Origin of the sequence: Gelidibacter mesophilus DSM 14095 (assembly GCF_000423005.1) — a bacterium.
GTDB lineage: Bacteria > Bacteroidota > Bacteroidia > Flavobacteriales > Flavobacteriaceae > Gelidibacter > Gelidibacter mesophilus.
Genome location: NZ_AUHD01000006.1, coordinates 53,395 through 75,726, shown reverse-complemented (window position 1 = coordinate 75,726; position 22,332 = coordinate 53,395). Strand labels below are relative to the sequence as shown.

At 36.9% G+C, this 22,332-nt stretch carries 16 protein-coding genes and 1 pseudogene; 9 read left to right on the top strand and 8 right to left on the bottom strand.

Annotated elements, in window-relative coordinates; all coding sequences use genetic code 11:
- Window positions 1-2: 2 nt before the first annotated feature.
- The 4 genes from G525_RS0107525 to G525_RS0107510 form a co-directional block, all read right to left on the bottom strand.
- Window positions 3-1,790: a M61 family metallopeptidase gene (locus tag G525_RS0107525; protein WP_342662742.1), complete on the bottom strand. Its 1,788-nt coding sequence runs from the start codon at window positions 1,788-1,790 to the stop codon at window positions 3-5.
- Window positions 1,791-1,896: 106 nt separating this feature from the next.
- On the bottom strand, window positions 1,897-2,103 hold the full coding sequence (locus G525_RS0107520; RefSeq protein ID WP_027125613.1) for a helix-turn-helix domain-containing protein: 207 nt from the start codon (window positions 2,101-2,103) through the stop codon (window positions 1,897-1,899).
- A 3-nt stretch (window positions 2,104-2,106) separates the two neighbouring features.
- Window positions 2,107-2,661: a DUF2975 domain-containing protein gene (locus G525_RS0107515; protein WP_035479288.1), complete on the bottom strand. Its 555-nt coding sequence runs from the start codon at window positions 2,659-2,661 to the stop codon at window positions 2,107-2,109.
- A gap of 2 nt (window positions 2,662-2,663) precedes the next feature.
- Window positions 2,664-3,188, bottom strand: a complete 525-nt coding sequence (locus tag G525_RS0107510) for a DUF2975 domain-containing protein (protein ID WP_027125611.1) — start codon at window positions 3,186-3,188, stop codon at window positions 2,664-2,666.
- A gap of 285 nt (window positions 3,189-3,473) precedes the next feature.
- Between G525_RS0107510 and G525_RS0107505 the strand changes: the two genes are divergently transcribed.
- From G525_RS0107505 to G525_RS0107480, 6 genes and pseudogenes are all read left to right on the top strand, one after another.
- Window positions 3,474-3,977 (top strand): hypothetical protein, encoded by a 504-nt coding sequence (locus G525_RS0107505; RefSeq protein ID WP_157491902.1) that lies wholly within the window; start codon window positions 3,474-3,476, stop codon window positions 3,975-3,977.
- A 117-nt stretch (window positions 3,978-4,094) separates the two neighbouring features.
- Window positions 4,095-4,295, top strand: a complete 201-nt coding sequence (locus G525_RS22835) for a hypothetical protein (RefSeq protein ID WP_342662741.1) — start codon at window positions 4,095-4,097, stop codon at window positions 4,293-4,295.
- 252 nt (window positions 4,296-4,547) lie between these two features.
- A pseudogene (locus G525_RS0107495) lies at window positions 4,548-4,925 on the top strand (flotillin family protein); the annotation flags it as partial.
- 448 nt (window positions 4,926-5,373) lie between these two features.
- The gene (locus G525_RS0107490; protein ID WP_027125608.1) at window positions 5,374-6,474 is read left to right on the top strand and encodes a serine hydrolase; all 1,101 of its coding nucleotides are present in this window, start codon (window positions 5,374-5,376) and stop codon (window positions 6,472-6,474) included.
- Between the two features lie 246 nt (window positions 6,475-6,720).
- On the top strand, window positions 6,721-7,584 hold the full coding sequence (locus G525_RS0107485; protein ID WP_027125607.1) for a cupin-like domain-containing protein: 864 nt from the start codon (window positions 6,721-6,723) through the stop codon (window positions 7,582-7,584).
- A 64-nt stretch (window positions 7,585-7,648) separates the two neighbouring features.
- On the top strand, window positions 7,649-8,140 hold the full coding sequence (locus tag G525_RS0107480) for a DUF6646 family protein (RefSeq protein ID WP_027125606.1): 492 nt from the start codon (window positions 7,649-7,651) through the stop codon (window positions 8,138-8,140).
- 251 nt (window positions 8,141-8,391) lie between these two features.
- Here the strand turns inward: G525_RS0107480 and G525_RS0107475 are convergent, their stop codons facing one another.
- A complete protein-coding gene (locus tag G525_RS0107475; protein WP_027125605.1) occupies window positions 8,392-8,862 on the bottom strand; it encodes a regulatory protein RecX in 471 nt (156 codons plus the stop codon).
- A gap of 127 nt (window positions 8,863-8,989) precedes the next feature.
- Between G525_RS0107475 and G525_RS0107470 the strand changes: the two genes are divergently transcribed.
- On the top strand, window positions 8,990-14,140 hold the full coding sequence (locus G525_RS0107470; RefSeq protein WP_027125604.1) for a T9SS type A sorting domain-containing protein: 5,151 nt from the start codon (window positions 8,990-8,992) through the stop codon (window positions 14,138-14,140).
- 51 nt (window positions 14,141-14,191) lie between these two features.
- On the opposite strand, the gene G525_RS0107465 is transcribed toward G525_RS0107470, so the two are convergent.
- Genes G525_RS0107465 through porZ form a run of 3 tightly spaced genes read right to left on the bottom strand, consistent with a single transcriptional unit; the run spans window position 14,192 to window position 19,754 of the window.
- Complete coding sequence (locus tag G525_RS0107465; RefSeq protein ID WP_027125603.1) at window positions 14,192-16,603, bottom strand: TonB-dependent receptor plug domain-containing protein; 2,412 nt, start codon at window positions 16,601-16,603, stop codon at window positions 14,192-14,194.
- A 14-nt stretch (window positions 16,604-16,617) separates the two neighbouring features.
- Window positions 16,618-17,337: a DNA repair protein RecO gene (gene recO / locus G525_RS0107460; RefSeq protein WP_027125602.1), complete on the bottom strand. Its 720-nt coding sequence runs from the start codon at window positions 17,335-17,337 to the stop codon at window positions 16,618-16,620.
- A gap of 17 nt (window positions 17,338-17,354) precedes the next feature.
- Window positions 17,355-19,754 (bottom strand): type IX secretion system anionic LPS delivery protein PorZ, encoded by a 2,400-nt coding sequence (gene porZ, locus G525_RS0107455; protein ID WP_035479285.1) that lies wholly within the window; start codon window positions 19,752-19,754, stop codon window positions 17,355-17,357.
- 83 nt (window positions 19,755-19,837) lie between these two features.
- On the opposite strand from porZ, the gene G525_RS0107450 reads away from it, so the two are divergent.
- Window positions 19,838-21,256, top strand: a complete 1,419-nt coding sequence (locus G525_RS0107450) for an MBOAT family O-acyltransferase (RefSeq protein WP_027125600.1) — start codon at window positions 19,838-19,840, stop codon at window positions 21,254-21,256.
- Window positions 21,257-21,333: 77 nt separating this feature from the next.
- Complete coding sequence (locus G525_RS0107445; protein WP_027125599.1) at window positions 21,334-22,332, top strand: alginate O-acetyltransferase AlgX-related protein; 999 nt, start codon at window positions 21,334-21,336, stop codon at window positions 22,330-22,332.

Here is a 22,332-nt window from a genome sequence, read left to right as displayed (position 1 = left end):
ATCTATACTTTCGAATTCAGCCAACTGTCGCGTTTTTGTTTCGCTTCCTTTGTCAGCTCTTTAGACTTCTCATCAATGAGTTTCAATCCGTACGACACATCTGTAGCAATAAGGAGTTCTACTTTCTTTTCAGTACCAAAGCGCTCAAAGCTTACGGAAATTTTCTCTCCAGCCTTAAACGTGCTTAAAACCGAATTGAGGCTAACATCTCCATCAAGTGCTACAGTACCGATGTGAAGAAGCTTATCGCCCTTTTGAAAGCCTGCATTGTAAGCCGAAGATCCAATCTTAGGATTACTTATCAGTTTTTGATTCCTAACCATCGCACCAAAATCGATCTCATTTTTTGTTTCCAAAGTGACCCCAACCTGTTTTAAAAGACGCTCATAATCTGGCATTCCACTTTTGTAGATATAGCTATTGAAGAAATGATCACCAAATTCCTTTCCAGCATAAGTGTTCAAGCTTTTGTGCACATCTTCGGCCGTGTAAGGAATTTCAGTTTTACCATAGGCATTCCAAACTAAGGTCATAAAAGCATCAAGATTCAAGCCTTTTTCTCTTAAGGATAAATCCAAGCCTAGACCCAACATACTTCCGTAAGAATAATAGGAGATAAAAGTATTTTCTCTATTGGTTTCATCAACTGATCTTGCCGCATCCACAAAAGGCGCTTGATAGCTCATTTCAATAGGGTTAAAAAACTGTCTGCCTGGAGAAGTCCAAACATAATTGAACGTTCTAACAATGCCATTTATATAATCTTCTTGGCTGATAATCCCAGATCTCACCAAGGATAAATCGTCATAGTAACTCGTGAATCCTTCAGCAAACCATAAATCGCCACTCATATTTGCCCTCGAAAAATCATAAGGCTCTAAGGCCTTCGGGCGCAGACGTTCTACATTCCAAATATGGAAAAACTCGTGGGCAACCGTTCCAATATTACTCTCAAGTCCTCCTTTAAATAAACTTCTTGAACTTGGAATTGTGGTTGAATTTCTATGTTCCATCCCATCACCAGTGGCATTAGGCATATAACACGCTAAAAAAGTATAGGTACCGTAATCAAATATTGGCAATTCGCCAAACACCTGCATTTGTTCTAAAACTACTTTCTTTACCTTTTCAAAATACATATCAATCTGTTCATCAGTAGCGGCATCATCATGCATCACCAAAACAATGGATTGATCTTTAACTTTAAAGGATCGTTCCCTAAAATTGGCAATTTCAACAGGGCTGTCCATTAAATATTGAAAATCTTTAGCGTAATAAGTATTGTTTTTTACATGTTTCAATTGTGTGGCAACCTTCCAGTCCAAGTCTTTGCGCACCTCAAAAGTAACTTCTACTTCTTGGTCTTTAAGTTCCGGAACATATATAAAGGCAGCTGGTGCATTAAAATGGGCGTGGGTTTCGTCAAACTGGGCATAAGTGCCATCGCCATGGTTGCCAAATAGAGTATAGCTTACGTTGATTGTACCGTCATGGCCCTTAACCTGCCAGGTGTAGGGATCGGGCCGCGTAGCTTCAAGTTTCGTTCCTTTACTGTCGGTGACTTTGACGTCATAAACATTTTTGGCAAATTCGTGCAAGGCGTATCGCCCTGGTGAAGAACGGCTCATGGCAAATTCGGCGATCTCCGATTTCAAATTGGTAAACGTGGCTTTGACAGTCGCTTCGTGATGGACGGCATTCTCAAAGGACATGGTGTATTTTGATGAAATTTGGGCTTGAAAAAGAAATGAAGAAAGAAAAATAGTCAGACAAAAAATAGTACGCATCATAATTTGAAATTTTGATTCTCAAAGATACATTTTTTTAAAATGTATCTGACCTACAAGAAGGATCAAGACCTCACAGGTTTTGAAAACCTGTGAGGTCAAATTAAAATTAATCTTTAACGAACTCCAAAATATCACCAGGCTGACAGTCTAAAGCTTCACAGATAGCTTCTAAAGTTGAAAAACGGATAGCTCGTGCTTTCCCTGTTTTCAGGATAGACAGATTGGCGGTGGTGATTCCTACAATATCCGCAAGTTCATTACTTTTCATACCTCTTTTCTCAAGCATTATATCTAGATTGATTATTATGGACATCCTCTAGATTGTTAATTCTTTATCTTCCATCAACAAGTTCCCCTCTTTAAAAATTTCTGCCATTATGAATGCAACAAGCGTCACAGTCAATGGTGTCAATGATGGTATAAACCCTATATAACTATTAAATCCAAATTCATAGGAATAAAATGACGAAAGTAAAAAGTATATAAAAACATATTGACCAATGCGACGAAAAGATTTGAAGTTCATATTTTGAAATGTTGCAAGGTTTTTTACTGACTTAATAATTTTTTGGAATTCGCGGATGGAGAAAAACAAAAAGGCCAATATGCCAGCATACTTGATATAAGTAAGATATAATGTAACTGTACTCATCTGATCCAAAGTTTGGCCCTTATTTTCTGAATTCATTGCCATGGAAGCATTATAAGTAAGGTTTTGGTTTTCAACGGTGATAACTTTATCACTATAAAAATTGCCATCAATCTGAATATGGACAAAAAGTACCGTTAATACGATTAAGGCAACTATGTGGAATGATTGCAATATTTTACAAATTACAATTGCTAAGTTTAAAAGATTATTTTTTGTCATAATTATATAGTTAATTCGCTGTCTTCTTGATTTGCCTGTGCTTGTTTAAACATTTCCGAAAGGATATAAAACGCCAATCCTGCAGGAATCAATAATGAAAATCCTTCCTTCAATTGCTCCATCGCTACAAACCTGCTTCCCTCCACAGCGGCCAAAATCATCTTCAGAATGAAAACATTAATGGCATACCCAATAAATATATTCCCCACTTTCTTAAATGAGCTTATATTTTTATCACTGAAGTAATTGCCTTTTTCTATTTCATTTAAAATCGAAAGGAAATAAGTAAATCCATAAATCAAATAACCTCTCCAGAAAAAGAGTCCCGCACTTATAGCATAGAAACTCCATTGCAAAGCGTTTTCTGAAGTCCACCATGGCGCATTCTTATCCGCTGTTAGTGCCCAACTTTGAAACTCCTTGAATTGCTCAAAATTGAATTCTCGCAGTTCATTCAATAAAATGGACACCGATGCCAGAATAATAACATAGGTGACGATACTCAGAATTTTGGTATGATCTTTCATAAAATTATCGTTTAACAATAACAAATATAAATAAAATTATCGATAAACAATAACTTGCAAGAATTATTTAATAGTTGCATAGATTTTAGAAACATGTAAAAACTTCGTTTCTTTATAAAATCACACTCAAAGAATTAAGAGTTGATGGGGATTTCAAAGAGCCTAAAATATTTTCTATTCTTCTTTTTGCAAGGCGTTTAATTTAGATAATTTTATAATCCGATTTCCTATATTTGTTTTATGGCTAATGCTCATATTATTGTATCAGGTAGTAAACGTCCGTTTTTGCAAATTTTTATTGCATCATTAATTTTCACCTTAGCCGCTGCACTTTTATTTTGGATTATTTATAACACTTTTCTTAGACCAGAAATATATTTAACCTCCATTATCTCATCAAGAGTTGTAATTTATCTTATTGCTATAGGTACTTTATTTTGTTTTAGAAAGAGTGTATATATTGATCTCAGTCAGTCAAGATTCCGATCAACATTTGAAATTGGACCTTTAAAACTGGGACAATGGAAAACCATCCATAGTTATGAATACGTTTCTGTTTTCCATCAGCCATTAAAAAATGGAGATAAAATTTTTGAAGTAAATCTATGGTATGACACTAATAAACATTGGGAATTATACGAAAAAAATAACGCCAAAGAAGCTTTTGAAATTGGCTACGAAATTTCAGAGTATTTACAGATCGACCTATTGGATGCTACTGTTCCCAATGACTTTCGATTTATAGATAAATCACTTATCAAACAGAAAATTGATGGAGAAATTCGCTAAAAGGTCGCCCATAAGCTTAAAATCCCGCAGAGATAATCACACGTTTCTTCAATTGACAAATCAGGCATTTAGGACTTATTTAGTGGGTTGTTTTAGACATAAAAAAACGATTGTCCTATGAACAACGAAACATTTACCACGGTTGCGGTATTTCAATATTCCACCGAAGCGCAAATAATAAAGGGCAGATTGGAATCTGATGGCATTGAAGTCTTTCTGTCTGATAACCTTACCATCGACACAGACCCTTTGGTAAGCAACGCTATTGGTGGTATTAAATTGAAGGTCCTCTCGCATCAGGCAGAGGAAGCCAAATAAATTTTAAATGCCATTCAACAATATTCTATGGATGATAAAGGACAACCCATCCATTGTCCAAATTGTAAAAGTACACATGTGGAATTATTCTCAACTATTAAAGATTTCAAATCATTTTTTTGGTTTCTTTTTGGATTCTTATTCTCTTCACTTCCATTTTATACCAAACATAAATTTAGGTGTGAGATGTGCGATACTGAATTTGATTTAAAATAAAGACTGGAATTGCTCTACCCTCAAAATTGAAAAAGCAAGGCCCAGGCGGAGGCGCAAGATCTCTATGAAGTGTTGACCCAACAAGCCGCCGGTTTGGACCAACTCGTGAAAGCTGCCGGTAACAACTCCAAAGATGCCGTGTTGCTCTTGATAGTAGATAAACTCCCGGAATTGGTAAAAATCCAGGCTGAAGCTATTAAAAACATCAAAATAGATAAAGTGACCGTTTGGGAGAATGGTGGCAATGGCGATGGCAAATCGTCAACCGCCAATTTTCTTTCTGGAATGTATAAATCGGTATCGACATTACAGGATATGTTCAATATGGCCGGAATGGAGTTGCCTGAATACTTAAAAGGGAAAGATGTGGCAAACGCCCAAAAGGAAACATCTGAGCCTAAAACCAATAAATAGGTAACTATTCAGCCAATGCTAAAGTAAATAAATTTAGACACGGATTTCACGTTGAAATCCGTGTCAAACTACCTAGAGGCTGAATGGTAACGAGATTTTATTCCTGAATGATGAAGTTCAAATAAGGCTATCCTGAAATTGCTTTCTTCAAACTTTCTGGATTCTGTTTAATTATTCTTCGAAACCTTTTATACTTCCGAGCCTTCGAATATCGAATAATGAATTCTGAATTCTGAATACTGAAGTGGAGACGGGCATTATTTAACCACGAATCTTGAATCTTGAATCTTGAATTTTGAATTTTTGGAATTATTCCAAACAGAATTAGCGAAATCCGTGAAATCCGTGTCATACTACCAAGAGGCTGAATGGTAACATAAATAGTTATTAGAGCCTGGTCTTTCCAAATAACTCGGGATTTCAATAACTTTTTTCCTATTTTTAAGGAATGAAATATTATCCTTTTCTTGGACTATTGGTCTTTATGGGATGTGCTACCGTCCACCCTGTCAAAAGTGCATTGTCAACCGATGATGTTAAAATACAAAATGTCATGAACGACCTGCCTTCTCACGAGGTGCAGGTTTTTTATTCTGAAATTATCCGTGATAAAGACGGAACGGTCCGTTTTAAGGAAGACCAATTCCAAGTGGATGCCAACACCTATTTTTATCCGGCCAGTACCGTAAAATTACCCATTGCCATATTGGCGTTGGAGAAACTCAACGAAAACAAATTACTCGATAGAAACACGCCATTTATGGTCGAAAACGATACTGTCACTTCAACCTTCGCCAAAGACATCATCGACATTTTTGCGGTAAGCAGTAATACTGCCAACAATAGGCTCTTTGAGTTTATGGGCCAGGATGAGATCAATAGCCGGCTTAATGATAAAGGGATCACGGCACGCATCTCCCATCGATTGTCAACACCCAATTCTGATGCTTTAACGACCAGGCCGCTTACTTTTTATAAGGGAGAAGAAATTATTTACAAGACCGGACCCGTGAAAAATAGCGCCATTTCACCCTTACAATTACATAAGACCGCAAAAGGCATAGGCTATATGGTGGGCGATAGTTTGGTAAACCAGCCCATGGATTTCTCAACAAAAAATTATTTGCCGATAAGTTCCCTGCACGGCATCTTAAAACGGCTGATGTTTCCGGAGCTGTTTTCAAAGGCTCAGCAATTTCACCTGACGGAAGATGACCGACTATTTTTAATTGATGCTATGGGTACGCTTCCCAAGGAAGCAGGCTTTACCTCCCCAGAGTTCCATGACAGTTATGTGAAATATTTGGTGATTGGAGATGATAAAGGTGCGTTTCCCGACTATTTGACCATCAAAAATAAGATTGGCTCCGCCTATGGCTATTTAACGGATTGTGCCTATATCAAAAACAAGAAAACCAATAAAGAGTATCTGATTACTGCCACCCTCCACGTTAATAAGAACCAGATCTATAATGATAACAGGTATGAATATGATATGATTGGTATTCCATTTTTGGCTGCTTTGGGGAGGAAATTGGTGCTTGAATAACGGAATTTGGAGTAAGGTCCAAAAGCCTGAATTTTAAAAAATGATCTTCATAAAGCCGATTATTCTAAATAGGCCGAGGCTGTGTTAGGGATGGCAGCGGCATCCTTTTTGCTTTTTAAAGAAAAAGCAAAAAGATACAGCGGACAGCCCGACCACGCCCTTGCGTGGGAACACCCAAATATTTAACATTCCTTTTAACCCATTTCAGACCGATTGTTTAACTTTGCAAGCTTAAACCTTAATAAATTGGCACTAGATCTACAAGATATCCCTCGCGTAAAAACTATTACCAAGGAGGATTTTATAAAGCATTATTTCAAGCCACAAAAACCGGTGGTTATTGAGCGTTTTATTGAAGATTGGCCCGCTTATGACAAGTGGCATTTGGATTATATTAAGGACATTGCGGGCGATAAGATCGTGCCCTTGTACGATGACCGTCCGGTCAGTCATAAAGACGGATTCAATGAGCCCCATGCCAAAATGAAAATGGCAGATTATATTGACCTCTTAAAACGGGAACCGACCAAATTCAGGATCTTTTTATGGAATGCCCTCAAGGAAATTCCGCAGTTGCAAAACGATTATTCCTATCCCGATTTTGGCTTAAAACTGATGAAAGGCTTACCCATGCTGTTTTTTGGAGGTAAAAATTCGCATACTTTTATGCATTATGATATTGATCTGGCCAATATTTTCCACTTTCATTTTGAGGGCAAAAAACTCTGTATTCTCTTCGATCAGAAACAGAACGAGTATCTTTATAAAATTCCGCATTCCTTAATTACCCGTGAGGATATCGACTTCTCGAATCCAGATTTGGAAAAATGGCCAGCACTTAAAAAAGCAAAAGGTTATAAAACAGAATTGAACCATGGTGAAGTACTTTATATGCCTGAAGGATATTGGCACTATATGAAATACCTCACTCCAGGATTCTCAATGAGTTTAAGAGCCATTGCTAGAATTCCTAAAAACTTTGGGAAAGCCGTCTACAATATTGTGATCATGCGGTATTTTGACAATTTAATGCGCAAAATTCAAGGTCAGAAATGGATTGACTGGAAGAACGAAAAAGCCATCAGCAGAACCCAAAAGAGTTTAGACTAAATACTTAGCGCAGTATTAAAAACATAACTATATTTGCGCAAAAATTAAAAATACTATCTTTAGAATGAAAAAACTGATTGTAATCTTATGTGTTCTAAGCGTTTCTTTTGCAAACGCACAGGCTTTTAAAGGCAACGCAGATAATAAATTTCAAATTGGAGCCAACTTTCAAGACGCTGCAACGGGAATCAATGTAAGTTTTGACTATGGGCTTGGAGAAAACATCTCTTTAGGAATTGTAGGTGCTTACGCTTTAGGAGTACGAGAAGAATTGGACGCTAGTTTTGGTGACCGTTTTGATATTAAAGGACGTTTTAATGCGCATTTAGGAAGTGTTCTTAATTTTGATGAAAATTTTGATCTTTATCCTGGTTTGAACTTGAGTTTAAAGAATTTTGGTGGCCATGTTGGGGCACGTTATTTTTTCTCTGATGGTTTTGGGGTATTTGCTGAAGCCGTTTTCCCGATTGCGAAATATAAAACTAACATCACCAATCCTGCAAATTATCTCTACAACCAATTTGTGTTCAATATTGGCGCATCATTTGACTTATAAAATACAGTTTACTTGATATTTAAAACTGTAGTGTTCTTCGTAATGGTACAGTTTTTTTTGTTATTGGCAGTATATTGTAGGTTATTCTCTAACTATACGTTTGGTTTAGAATTAATGTTTTAATTTGATGGATTAATGCCATATACTCCCTGAGCAGTTGAACTTTGACACAAAGCTCCACAAAGGAGGGGTAAAGCTGCATAAAGCCCTAGATGCAACCCTTGAGAACACTCTTCTTCTCACCGCCCATCTCAAAAAACCTCATTCACTTTATCATAGACTAAATGACTCTCCCATCCTCTGTAAGAAAGATAATCTGCTAGTTTTTTCTTTTTCTTTAGAGTACTGGTTTCCTTGATACTTTCTGCTTTTTTTTCGGCGAGCGCATGAAACGCTTGTAAATACTCGGCATCACTTATCGTTTGAAGTGCCATGGTAATAAGTGTTTTACCAATGTCCTTTTGCCTCAGTTCCCGTGTTAAGCGCTGTTTTCCCCATTTTTTAATTCTAAATTTTCCGCTTACAAAAGCTTTGGCATAACGTTCTTCGTTCAAAAAATTGTCCTGCATAAGTTTTACCACAATATGGTCAATTGCTTCAGGAATCATGCGCATGGTGTATAGTTTTTGCGTGACTTCTTTATGACAACGTTCTTGATAGCTACAATACCGCTCCATTTTCTTCAAAGCAGCATCTACCGTATAGGTTTTTTGTGATTCCATATACAAAAATAACAACAATTTATCAATAAAACCCAGAAAGCAAATTTAGAACTCAAAGTTTTGAAATTAAGTTATTTAGTCTATATTTGATATTGGATCTTAGTGTTAATTTTAAATAATTTTCCCTATGAAGAAGAAGTACTCCCTCGTATTGATAAGCTTTCTAGGATTTGGATGGTCTGGAATTGGACAAACAGAAGAAAGCTTTAGGCATTATGCAGATTCCTCTCAGGATTTCATCGGCAGAAATTGGGCAAATGTTTCCCCCTCTGAAATTATTAATGCTTCGTATTCTACAAAGCATACAGCGTCTCTCACTTCCCGTCATGAAACTAAAGAACTGACAAAAAGAAAACTAAATACTCAGCGTTCAGATAACGCGCTTTATCCTAGGACAAAATCGGGACAAATTTTATTTAGCAATCTTTCCACGATTGTAGACAACACTAATTATAGCACAACAGCGCCAGAATTTAATAGCCGTCCAGAATATATAAATTTCACTGATGCCTCTTCGAGTTCTGTTGGGAAATTTATTCCAATGAAACTAAAAATTATAGATGGCCCAGATGCTGACGATTTAGCAACCACACTCACGGATTTAAGACTAACCGTTGCAGATTTATCCAATACCAATCAATTGACAATGATTAAAACCGCCGTTCTTACTGGAACTGGCGGAACAGTAATAGCCACAGCAACTAAAATTGGAAATGAATTGGTGTTTTCCGGAATGAGCGGACCCCTCGTTACCGCAGCTGATGATGATGCAACTGGAAAAATAGTGCATCTCCGTGTATCGTTTGACGAGACACAAGTTATAGATAGAACAAAATTGGTTTTCAAAATCACTTCTGCAACGGCGGACCCCAGTGGCTCGTCATTCGCTACAATAGATCCGGGTGGCGCACAAACGGATGCAGGTAACAACAACAGAAACCGACTCAATGTTACTGCAGATCGGTTGTATTTTGAAACCCAACCTTCCGATGCATTTGTAGGTATTAACATTTCGCCATCACCAGTAGTCCATCTTACAGATTTGTACGGTCATATTGATTTGGACGTGACTTCAGGCGCCATAACAATGACCTCAACAGGAATACCAAACACCCAACCTTCTGCAATAATTTCCAATGGGCAAGCCATTTTCGATAACCTTATTCACAACACTGTAGGCGGACCATTTGTCCTCACTGCTAGTTATACCGGATGGAGTACTATCAGTAGTGACTTCAACATCAATAACATCCCTAATGGAAGTTACCGTACAACAGGCACCGGGAATTGGCAGGACTATAGTGCCACTCCTGCCATATGGGAACGTTTTGACGGAATTTTATGGCAAACTTCAAATGCTCCAGGCTATAACACTTCTGAGAAAGTTTTTATCAGAAGCGGTCATGTAATAACATCCAATGGTTCTTTTGGCAATACTATAGCTTTAACCGTTTTAGGTAATGGTACATTTAATGTAAATCATCCTGGCACATTTGGTGACTTAACCATTAATAGTGGTGGTAATGTAAATATTAACGCCAACCTCTCTATCCATCCAACGGGCAATCTCGTAGTAGAAGACCGAGGAAACTTAACCGTAAATTATAGGTATGGAAACCCAACAACTTCTTTATGGGCAGGAACTGAAAACTTTCATCCCGATTCAAATCTCATATTGAAAAACTGGGATGAATCAGACATATTATTACAGGACAACACAACAATCAACACCAACACCTATAGATTATACTCTGCAGCATTCGGGAATATTATTTGTGATTTTGGAGAAAATTTAGATTCCAATGACGCCATTGAATTTCTAGCGTCTGGAATTAATATCAATTTAGCCCATGGTGATTTAATTTTTAGAAGCAATACCGCTGCAAATTCTGATATGCAAATCTCCACAACTGGAACTGTGACTTCAGGTATTGGAGGCGATTTCATTGTGGCGGGCACGTATCCAGAAAGTCAAAAAATTAATTTTAAAACTTCGGATGACTTAAACTTTACCATTAAAGGCAATTTGACGCTGGAAGCCGCTACAACCGCAATTGCAGCAGGCGCAACTGTGAATTCATCAATTACGATTGAAGGAAACTTGGACATTACACAAAATGCAGAACTACAATTCAATCCCACCGTAGCATCTGGGGCATCTGCCACTATAAATTTGCATGGTCATCTTTTTGTGGGAAGCAATGCGCTATTACAAAACACTAACTCGAATAATCATGGTGTTTTTAATTTTGCTCGAATTGGAGATGGTCTAACGCCAGAAACCATCCAAACTATTGATGTTGCATCAACAAATTCTAACGAGAATAGATATATCGCATTTAATATTAAAAACAACGCCTTTGTTAAACTTATAAACAGAGATTTTGAACTAGGGAGAAACAGTAGTCTCGTAGTTCAAACGGGGGGTGTTCTTGATTTTGGCTTCAATGGCACCACCGCATTGGATGTGACTATTTCCGGATCACAATCTGGAACCACTTTCATTTCTCAACAAGGAAGCACTTTAAAGATAACCTCGCCAAACGGTATAACAACCACAACCAATTTAGGAAATGTAAAAACAGTCCCTTCAAATAGAAGCTTTAGTCAAACAGCAACATTTCATTATATTGGCATGGAAAATCAAGCCACAGGGAATGCCATACTTACAGGCTCAACAGGAAAAATAGTGTATGTCAACCTTATTGATAATTCAAAAACATTAACGCTCACACGTAATATCGGAATTTCCGAAGGCACTGCTTTAGATGCTGATGGAGGTAAGCTTGAAATTAACCAAGGTACGGTAATAGGAAGTAATATTGGTGATTTTTATGGCAGCGGAAGATTGGTCATGACTGATGGTGAATATCGCATTAGCACCATCACGGCTGCTCCAATGTCGAGTTATTTACCGCAATTGGGAAGCCTTCCAGGAAACTCTTCTCTTGGAGGTTATGGCAATTACGTCATCACGGGTGGAGCAATTCATTTAAATGGCAATAACGCCATTCAAATATTATCTGGTGTGCCGACCTATTATAATTTATCATTTAGCGGAACAAACGACCTCCGAAACTCTTCCCTTCCCTATAATTATAAAGGCATTAGTAAAGCTGTAAACGTTAGGAACACTATTGCTATATCTGAAAATGCCATCGTTGACGTTGAAAACAAGACCTTTGGTGGCGAATTTACCAATTTAGTCATGCAAGATAATGCATGGTATGTCACGGCTGGCTCTGGAATTAAACCTGACGCCTATCTTGGAAACTACGTATTTGGTCCGCACACGACCATTGAATTCAACAACAATTCCGGTTTTGAATCCATAAGATTGATCAACCCAATTCCATTATATGCTAATATTGTCGTTTCTGGTTCTCATGTTGGGACCACTGCAACTGGTTCGGGACCTGGCCAAAATTCATTTATCCAATTTCAAGCTGGAGGCTCGTTGAAAGTTACTGAAACGGGGACATTTAAACACGCCAATATCAATGGCTTTTCTGGCCTCCCAAATTCTTCTATTAGCAATATCAACAATCCTTCCATCACTTTATTTAACGGTTCTACAGTAGAATACCACGGTAGCACCCAAACTATTTCTCCATTTGCGCCCGGATATAAAAATTTGACGCTTTCTGGAACCGGGACAAAAAGCTTAGGTCACCCTACTGATGTAATGATTGATGAAAGGTTGAATGTCAATGCGAGTTCACTACTCATTAAAACTGATGAAGTTATTAATGTAAAAGAAGGTGTTCATGTTGATCCTTCGGCTCAATTTAATATAGAAAACTCCGGGAGCTTGATACAAATTGATGACACTAAAATGAATACTGGCAAAATCTCAATGATCAGGAAGGCATCTATTAGAAATCGAGATTATGTTTATTGGTCGTCCCCTATTACTGGCTATAATGTAAGCAATATTACCGCCACCAATCATATCTATAAATGGGAAGCTACAGCTACAAATGCCAACAACACGCAAGGCAATTGGATTCAAGCCACAAACGAAATCATGGAGATTGGTAAAGGCTATATTGTAAGAGCTCCGAATGGCTATCCAGATCCTACAACACCCGGCGAATTGAATTTTACCACCACTTTCTACAGTGATGATTCCGGTTTAGGCGTTGCAAATAATGGAGAAATAAAAATTACAGTAAGCAGAGGCAGCAATGCCATAAGCGACCACAACACTGATGACAATTGGAATTTTTTGGGCAACCCCTATCCTTCGGCTATTTCTATCCTAGATTTTTTAAGCGAAAACACTGCTGTTGATGGTTATGTGAGTTTATGGAAACATGGTTTACCGCCCACAAGCAATATTAGTCCATTTTATCAAAATTTTGCTTTAAACTACCATCAGGTCGATTATTTCTACTATAACAGTTTAGGAAATTCGGACGGCCCTTCTGATTTTTCTGGAAACATTGCGGCGGGACAAGGTTTTATGACGAATATGGTGGATGGCGAAGAGCCAGCATCAGCTACAGTGACCTTCAAAAATAGCATGAGAAAAGCCTTTGCCAATAATCAATTTTTTAGAACTCCTCAAAAACTGCCATCTCTTGTAGAAAAACACAGAATATGGTTGGATCTGTTATCACCCGCATCACCTACCAACCGAATGCTCGTGGGATATATTACCGGAGCAACCATCGATAAAGACCGCATGTTTGACGCCCGATTAAGTTTTGAGAGCGCATCAGAAGGCATTTATTCCCTCATAAACAACAAGGCTTATATCATTCAAGGACGACCATTGCCTTTTGATGATACTGATGTCATTCCCCTCGGATACAAAGTCAGTCTACCGGAAACCTATGTGATAGCCATAGGAGCAGTAGATGGGTTATTTGAAAGCAACGACAATGTCATCTATCTAAGAGACAAGCTAAAAGAGGTCACCCATAATTTAACCAATCACCCTTACAGCTTTTATTCAGATGCTGGCACTTTTAAGGATCGGTTTGAAATTGTATTCAAAGACCTAGCCCTATCCACTGAAAAAAACACTTTGGACGCTAAGAATTTAACTATTATTGAACTCGCTCATGGGCATGTTCAATTTTCAGTAAAACAAAAACTTGGCATTACCGCGGTTGAAATCATGGACGTATTGGGCAGAACCATATGTCATTTAAAAGGTCAAAATGCCACAGAAACTTATGATTTAAGCAGCTTAAGTCAAGCTGTTTATATTGCTAAAGTTCAACTTTCCAATGGACAAATAATTGTAAAACGAGCTATTAAAAGAAAATAAAGTAATATGTTCTGTTTCAAAAAAATTAAATTTGTGGATTCAATTACAATTCTAAAAATTATATTTTAAAGCGACAATTAAATTCCGTCCTGGAGCTGCAATTCCTGAAGAGTATGGCTTATAACGTTGGTCCGTAATATTCTCCAAACTTGCCGTGAAGGTTATCGCATCATTAATTTGATATTTCGTTCTCATATTGAGAGTGTACCAGGATGGTGAATAAGGATTTCCATTCGTATCCAATGCGTATATATAATCCTTCTTTTGTTCAGAAGGGGCCAACTGGTTAAAAGAAAACTCAGCATTATATGTAACGAATCCAGCTACTTTGAACTTTTTATTATGCCATAGGATATGTGTAGAACCAAACTTTGGTGCGGCATGGCGCAGTGGTTTTATTTCGCCATTGTCGCCCTCTTCTTCTCCTCCGATGATATTATAATAGGATTTCAACTTTAGTGCTTCGGAAAAATTAATCTGCATCCCCAATTCAAAACCGAAAATTCGCGATTCTGCCATATTTTGAATTGCCTGCACCATACTTAACTCGCCGTCATATAAAATATGAGATTGACCATTTAATGTAAAATCCCGACGTACCATACTATTATCCAAATGTGTATAGTAAGTCGCCATATCCAAAATAACCACATTAGTAAAATTCATTTTTAAACCAATTTCAAGTCCGTAGGCATATTCTGGCTTCAAATCATGATGTGGCACCACTACAGAACCAGGTTCAGAATCAAAGACTTTTCCGATATCGTCAATATTAGGCGCTCTAAAGGCAGAAGACGCATTGAATCGTATTCCAATAGTTTCATTTGGATTCCAATTTATACCTGCCGTACCTGTTAAAGCACCAGCATTGATGTTAGTTGAAGTAAATGGCAAATTGAGGTAGACATTATTTTCAGTAAAATCTGAATTGGCAATCACTTGATTGTAACGTACGCCCGTTTGGAGCACAAACTTCGGGTTAGGTTTAAACTTTAAGCTCGTATAGGCTGCCAGCGACTGCCAATGAGATCCATTCGGATAACGGGAAACGGTTGGCACAGTAATTCCTGTTTGAACATCTTCCTGAAGTCCTATAGAATTGACCTTATTAGAGATATATTCCAATCCATAAAACAGCTCCGTTCTTTTGCCTATCTGCTTTTCAAGATCTAGGTTAAAGGAAAAAGCATCTACGGCTTCTTCTCTAATAGTTCTTTCAGGTTTATTAAAATCCCTATCCATTCTGCTTTCCTGAAAATTCTGATAAGCCACTGTGGATTGAATTTTATCATAAAGATTGGAGTTGCTGCTCAATTTAGTCACTTGCATATTGCCCATAAACCAACGTTGTGGTCCGTAATTCCATTCTGCTGAGCGCAAAGTGTCTTTATTATAACGGATCAATCGGTCATATCTGGCATAGTCTGATGTTGTTGAATAATATAAGCCTAAATCAAAGGTCCAATCTTCTTTGGGTTCATAACGCACCTTCTGCAAAAAGTTAATTTGGTCATATCCTGTTGGAATTTGAACCAAAGGATTTTCATTGGGAACCACCCTATCCACCCCGTCAGAAGTTTGCACATATTCTGGGCGCATATACTCTAAAGGTCCGTGACTTCCCATACGCAAATCATCAAAATCAGTATAACTCACACTTGTTAGAAACGCCCATTTTTTTAATCCAAAATTCAAATCAATATGTCCTGACTTCTCCTTATTTGCAGTGGCATATCTTCCCACAACATGTCCTTTAAAATAAAGCGTATCAGAATAGGACAATTGTGGATTTTTGGTGTAAAAGTTCATCACGCCACCAATTGCATCACTTCCATACACAACAGAGCCAGCTCCCAAAATAACTTCTGTATTCAGGATGGTAAATGGGTCAATAGAGATGACATTTTGAAGATTCCCACCTCTAAAGATAGCGTTATTCATACGTACGCCATCCACAACAATCAATAGTCTATTGGTTGCAAACCCTCTTATCATTGGACTTCCACCGCCCATTTGACTTTTCTGAATAAAGACATTGCCACTGTTCTCCAAAAGATCAGCGCTTGTTTGCGGGTTGTCAAATGCAATGGAACTGGCATTGATATTGATGATTTTTTGGGGGATATCACGTTTACTTTGTTGAAATTTAGAAGCTGACAGTACAATTTCATCCAAACCCTCTATTTTGGGTTTTAAAAAAACAGTACCGTTAACAATTTCAGACGTTTTATAACGGTCTGTTTCATAAAGCAAGTGTTCAATAAAAAGCAATTCACCTTCCTCGAAACGGTTTAAATTGGCTACTCCATCAATATCTGAAGTTATTGATTTACTTTTTAGGGCGTTATAAATTAAAGCTCCAGAAATTGGAAGACTTGTAGATTCCTCTAAGATTTTAACATTTTGTGATTGTCCCGAGACTACACCGAGGAGATAAACACATAATAATATTAAAAATCTCATTGGGGACCTTGGCATTAATGAAACACTTCATTAAACACTTGAAGTGATTTGGGTTTTCTAAAATCTGATAGATGCAATTCAAAATAAAGCAACAAAAGATTCAGAAAAGCTTGTCTTTGTTTTGAATGCAATTTAATGGTATCCAATCTATCAAACTGTATGCCCAACAGCTGTTTTAGCACGGTTAAATTTTCTCCTGAAATTGTATACGGCGTTTCTGGATTTAATTCGAAACTTCCAGAACGTAAATTGAAATAAGGAAAGCCTGATTGTGAGCCGTCTGGATAAAAACCTAAATGTTTGGAGAGCTCTAATAAAAACAGTAAATGAAAATTGGCAAAGTCGGTTTCGTGATCCAGCCATTGCAGTGTCGTTTCCAAAAACTCATACAATGATGGGTTGGCTTCTTCTTCTTTTAAGGTTGTGGTCAAGACTTCTGACAGAAACATAACAACCGCTGCTTTTATAATATTGGTATGCATATTATGGTAGGGGACACTTAGCCTGACATCGGTAATAAAATGCAAAGATTGGTTGGCCCTATAATTTTCCTCAATTTCCAATTGTGATAAAGGCTGATAATACGCAATTTTAGAATTGCTTTTCTTGCTTTTTAAAACTCCTCGCAATAAATAACTGACGATGCCCCTGTTTTTGGTATAGCATTTTACAATCACATCATTATCTCCGTACCTTATTTTTGAAAGTACAATTGCGTTGGTTTTAACTAACATGTTTTTAGTTGAATAGATTATCTGATGATCAATAATTTTAAGACCTTAGTTTCGAAAGAATCCAAATCAGATATCAAAATTAAATAAACACCTGAAGCCACAATAGCGTTGGCCATATTTCTGCCATTCCAGATGGCGGTGCCACCATCAATTGCAAAATTATAATTAGAACCTGAAGCTCTTAAATTGACTCTTGATTGCGCTTCAGCTACAAGATTACCTTCAATATCTGTAATTTTGATATTCACATTTTCAGTAATCCCTTTGATTTTAACACCCTTATTGATGTCATTTAAATCATTTGCTCCAAGGATATTATATTCTGGCCTCACTGGATTAGGATAAACGAAGGCACTATTTAGCTCTTCAGCAGGAGTGGATCCTCCTGATATAAATGCCACTAAACCTTTTGGCGTGGCGATATACACCTTTCCTGTTTGTGGATCAATTGAAATATCATTAATCGTATTGGAAGGTAACGGCGAATTATCGGTAGTGAAATGATAAATTGTCCGTTGCCCATCTGGAGAAAAATAAAAGACTCCGGACTGTCCTGTTCCAATCCATTTATTATTGGAACCATCAACTTCGATGGCGGAAATAACCTGATTGGCTAATAACTCTGTGGGAATTCCTTTTTCTAATATCACAATTTCGCTCACTTTCACGTTCGGTTCACTGAAAAAATTGGAAGTATTATACAAAACCCGTAATCCTTTTATGGTACCAATCCACAACTGATTTCTATTATCCATTGCCAAGGAGTTTACATTGTCAGCTGGCATATTGCTTTCTTCATCAGCAATAAATTTAACCGTATTTCCTGAGCCTTTGATATTATATCCAATTAATCCTTTCTTAAAGCTTCCAACAAAAACATTGCCCTGTGAATCAAAAACGGGAGCAGTAAAACCGATATTACTTGTAGGTGGATCTATAATTGAAGTAAAATCATAGGATGTCCACTTTCCATTTTCAAATTTGTTGAGCGGCTTGGCAACTCTTCCATTCATAACCCACAGCGCCCCTGTCCGGTCATAATTTCCGCCCAGCGTCAAGTGGAGATCCTGAACAAAGGGTACAATGGTACTGTTTGTTTGATCATAAATAATTGAAGGTTGGCCTTGATTGAACTCAATTAAACCCGACCAATAAGAACTTATATAAACCTGCTCTAAATTAAATGGATTTACTGTAATATGCGATAAATAATCAGGTTTTGGGATGATAGCCGCAATAGTGTCATAAGGTGTATTCACCCAAGTTTCATCTATAAAATGACTTAATCCTGTTTTTGCAATTCCTCCACTAAAATTGTATTCAGATGAATAGCCACCAAAAACAGCCCATATTTCATTTGGAGGCGTTTGAATACTGAACACACGATTCATTAATGGCCCGGGAGGATGAATGGCTTCATAGACAGAACCATCATTCGATCCCGATTTTAAAATTCCGAAACCAGGCTTTCCAGTTGTGATGATAGAATTTGTCCCTATGAATAGTTCTTTTTGTAAATTGATGGTGGCGCAGGAAAAAACAGTTTCAAACTCCCGATTGGCATTTTTTAAATTCAATAGGTTAAAACCACCGTCATACACAAAAACTTGGTCTTTTGTGGTCACCATCAAATTATCATTGGTACTCTTTACACTTTTTGGCATCTCAGGGTATGTAAATAGCGCCGAAAGATTGTCGTTGTCAATCTTATAAATCGTTCGATTGGACTTCATGGCATACAAATTCTCATTTACATTTGAAACGGCCGTGAAATCTCCAGAATTTATGGTTTGCCATTGCGTATAATCAATCAGATTGGGGTTTGATTTAACCGCTTTTTTAAGGGCACCACCATTGCTACAGGCTGCGTAAATGAAATTCCCAAAAACAGTGGATTGATTAACTTTAATTTGACTTCCTCCAAAACCTATAAAATAAGTATCCCCAAACTCCAATCGCTCTAAACTGTACACAGAAACGCCATAATCTGTTGAGATATATATCTTGCCATCATCTTCATGAAAATGATTGATTTTCTTTTTAGTAGGTGGAATGGCCTCTTTGTTCAGAATATCAATAACAGAAAGCACATCTGGAGAACTGTCCGACACTATTTCTATCAATCCATTTGCAAAACCAATCAAAAGCAAGCCATAATTTTGACTGTAATAAATTGTAGAAATCGTCTCTCCAGACAAACCGTTAATTGTAGTTATAGTTTCAATTTCATTAGTTTCTGAATCAAATCTAAAGATCGAATTTTCACTGGCAGCGTAAATTTTATTGCCATCATTGGAAACATCCTTAATATCTAAATATGAAAAATGTCCTTCCCATAAATCTGAATAATCCTGAGCACCTAAAATAAATGAAAATAACAAAAAAAATAAATTGAAAAACTTCTTAATAGCACCCATTAAACGGAAATCTGGTATGAAATATATAAACCAAAAATAAGATAATTTATTGTAAATTAGCTTTTCATAATTGATTATCCTGAATGCTATTTAGTAGTCCCGTCTTTCTATTTTTATTTTTACCATTCACATTATTCATCTACTATTTATTACCTTCAAGATTTAAGAACTTATTTTTACTTCTTGTCAGTTTATTCTTTTACACTTGGGGAGAAAAAGAACTTGTTGCCTTAATTATTATTTCAACACTTGTCGATTATTCATGTGGTCTTATTATTAAAAACGGAAGACGAAAAACGGGCTTGGCCCTATCCATAATTTTTAACGTTGGACTCCTTGCCTATTTTAAATATTCAGATTTCGTCTTTACCAATATTGTTGATCTTTTAGGTCTTTTTAGCGTTAGTGTGGATAATGCTTATGCTTTTTCTAATATTGCCTTACCGCTGGGTATAAGCTTTTACACCTTCCAAACCATGTCCTATACTATTGACGTGTACCGAGGGGAAGTGGAGGCCAATAGTAATATTATTGATTTTGCCACCTACGTTACATTGTTCCCTCAGCTTATTGCAGGACCAATAGTGCGGTATAAATCTATTAAAGATCAACTTTCCAGTAGAAAAGTGACGACCTCCTTAATGTCTGAAGGTATCGAGCGTTTCGTAATTGGACTTACAAAAAAGATGCTCATTGCAAACAACTGTGCACTCTTGGCCGATAATATATTTAATCTGCATGGTGATGACCTATCGGCTGGATTGGCTTGGCTCGGCGTTATTGCTTATAGTTTCCAAATCTATTTTGACTTTTCCGGATATTCAGATATGGCTATTGGGCTCGGGAAGCTGTTTGGTTTCAATTTTCCAGAAAACTTCAATTACCCCTACACAGCAAGATCGATAAGAGAGTTTTGGAAACGATGGCACATGACCTTATCTAGTTGGTTTAGAGATTATCTCTATATTCCGTTAGGTGGAAATCAACACGGCCCCACCCGAACATATATCAACCTTTTTATCGTTTTTTTAATCACCGGACTATGGCATGGTGCTAATTGGACCTTTATTATCTGGGGACTCTTTCATGGCATTCTAATTAGTGTTGAGCGTCTTGGGTGGGGAAGAATTTTAAATAAATTACCTAAATTCATCGCCCATTTGTATTTACTATTCAGTATTTGTGTATCGTGGGTATTTTTCAGAAGTGATTCTTTACCAAAAGCTTTTCAGTACATTGAGGCTATGTTCAGTTTCCAAAACAAAACCAATGTCGCATTTTTTAATTTTTACTTTTCTACTGAGCTCCTTGTTGTTTTACTCCTTGCAACTGTTTTATCCGTTCCAATATATCACAAAATAAAATTGCTTATTAAACCTTTAAATACCTTCCATTGGTTTTTTGGTTCTTGCAGAGCGGTTGGTTTACTAAGCCTATTTGTCTTGTGTCTCTTTTATATTGCTACAGATTCATATAACCCTTTTATATATTTTAGATTTTGAAACCTCGAGATCAGTTTTCTAATAGATATCTTCTGATAGGCGGATTTTTACTCCTACTAATCCTGCCCAACCTTGTTATGCTATTGGGTTTAGAAAACACAAAGAATAACGAAAACAGAGAATTTACAGAACTGCCCGAATTTAACCTCTCCGATCCTAAGCGCTTATTCAACGACTACAAAAATTATTATGAGAAAAATTTTGGACTCAAAACAACCCTAGTCAATTCATACATTCATATTAAATCTGATGTTTTGAAAGATAACCCGCTGCCCAACCAAGTAATTAATGGAAAAGATGGCTGGTATTTTTTAGGAAATGCGCACAGTGATATTTTGAATGATACGTTTGGAAACGTCCCATTTACTTTAGCTGAACTCAATGAAATTACAACAAACTTAGTTAACATTGAAAGAGACCTCGGACTAAAAAATATCGCATTCTATTTAGTGGTAGCCCCCAATAAACAAACTATCTATCAAGAAAATTTACCCTTTAAACTCAAACAGAACATTACCCGTTTAGAACAGTTACAGAGCCATTTAAAATCTTATACTAACCTAAAAATAATTTCACTTAAAAAGCGCTTAATGTCTGAAAAGAAAAATAGGCCCTTATATCATAAAACGGATACACATTGGACTGATTACGGTGCTTTTTTAGGATATTCAGAAACCATTGGGGTTATTAGCCAGGATTTTGAAATAAAACCAATTCCATTATCTGATTATCATGATGTTCCAACTGCGATAAAAGGTGACATTACGCCAATGATTAATATAAATACTAAAGAGAACGTTGTGTCACTCAAAAAAAATAAGGTATCCAAAATAGATACCTTATCCGCCAAATATACGTTTCAACATTATAAAAATCAGTTTCAGGATTTGAAATTGATAATGCATTGTGATTCTTTTTCTAATGCTTGGATTTCCTATTTCAACGAGACATTTATGGAAACCTTATACGTAAGAACTTACGTGCTGGATCATGCTTTAATTGAAGAGATTCAGCCTGACATTGTAATGTTTGAAATTGTGGAAAGACATCTCTCAAACCTAACCAATCAGAAGTAA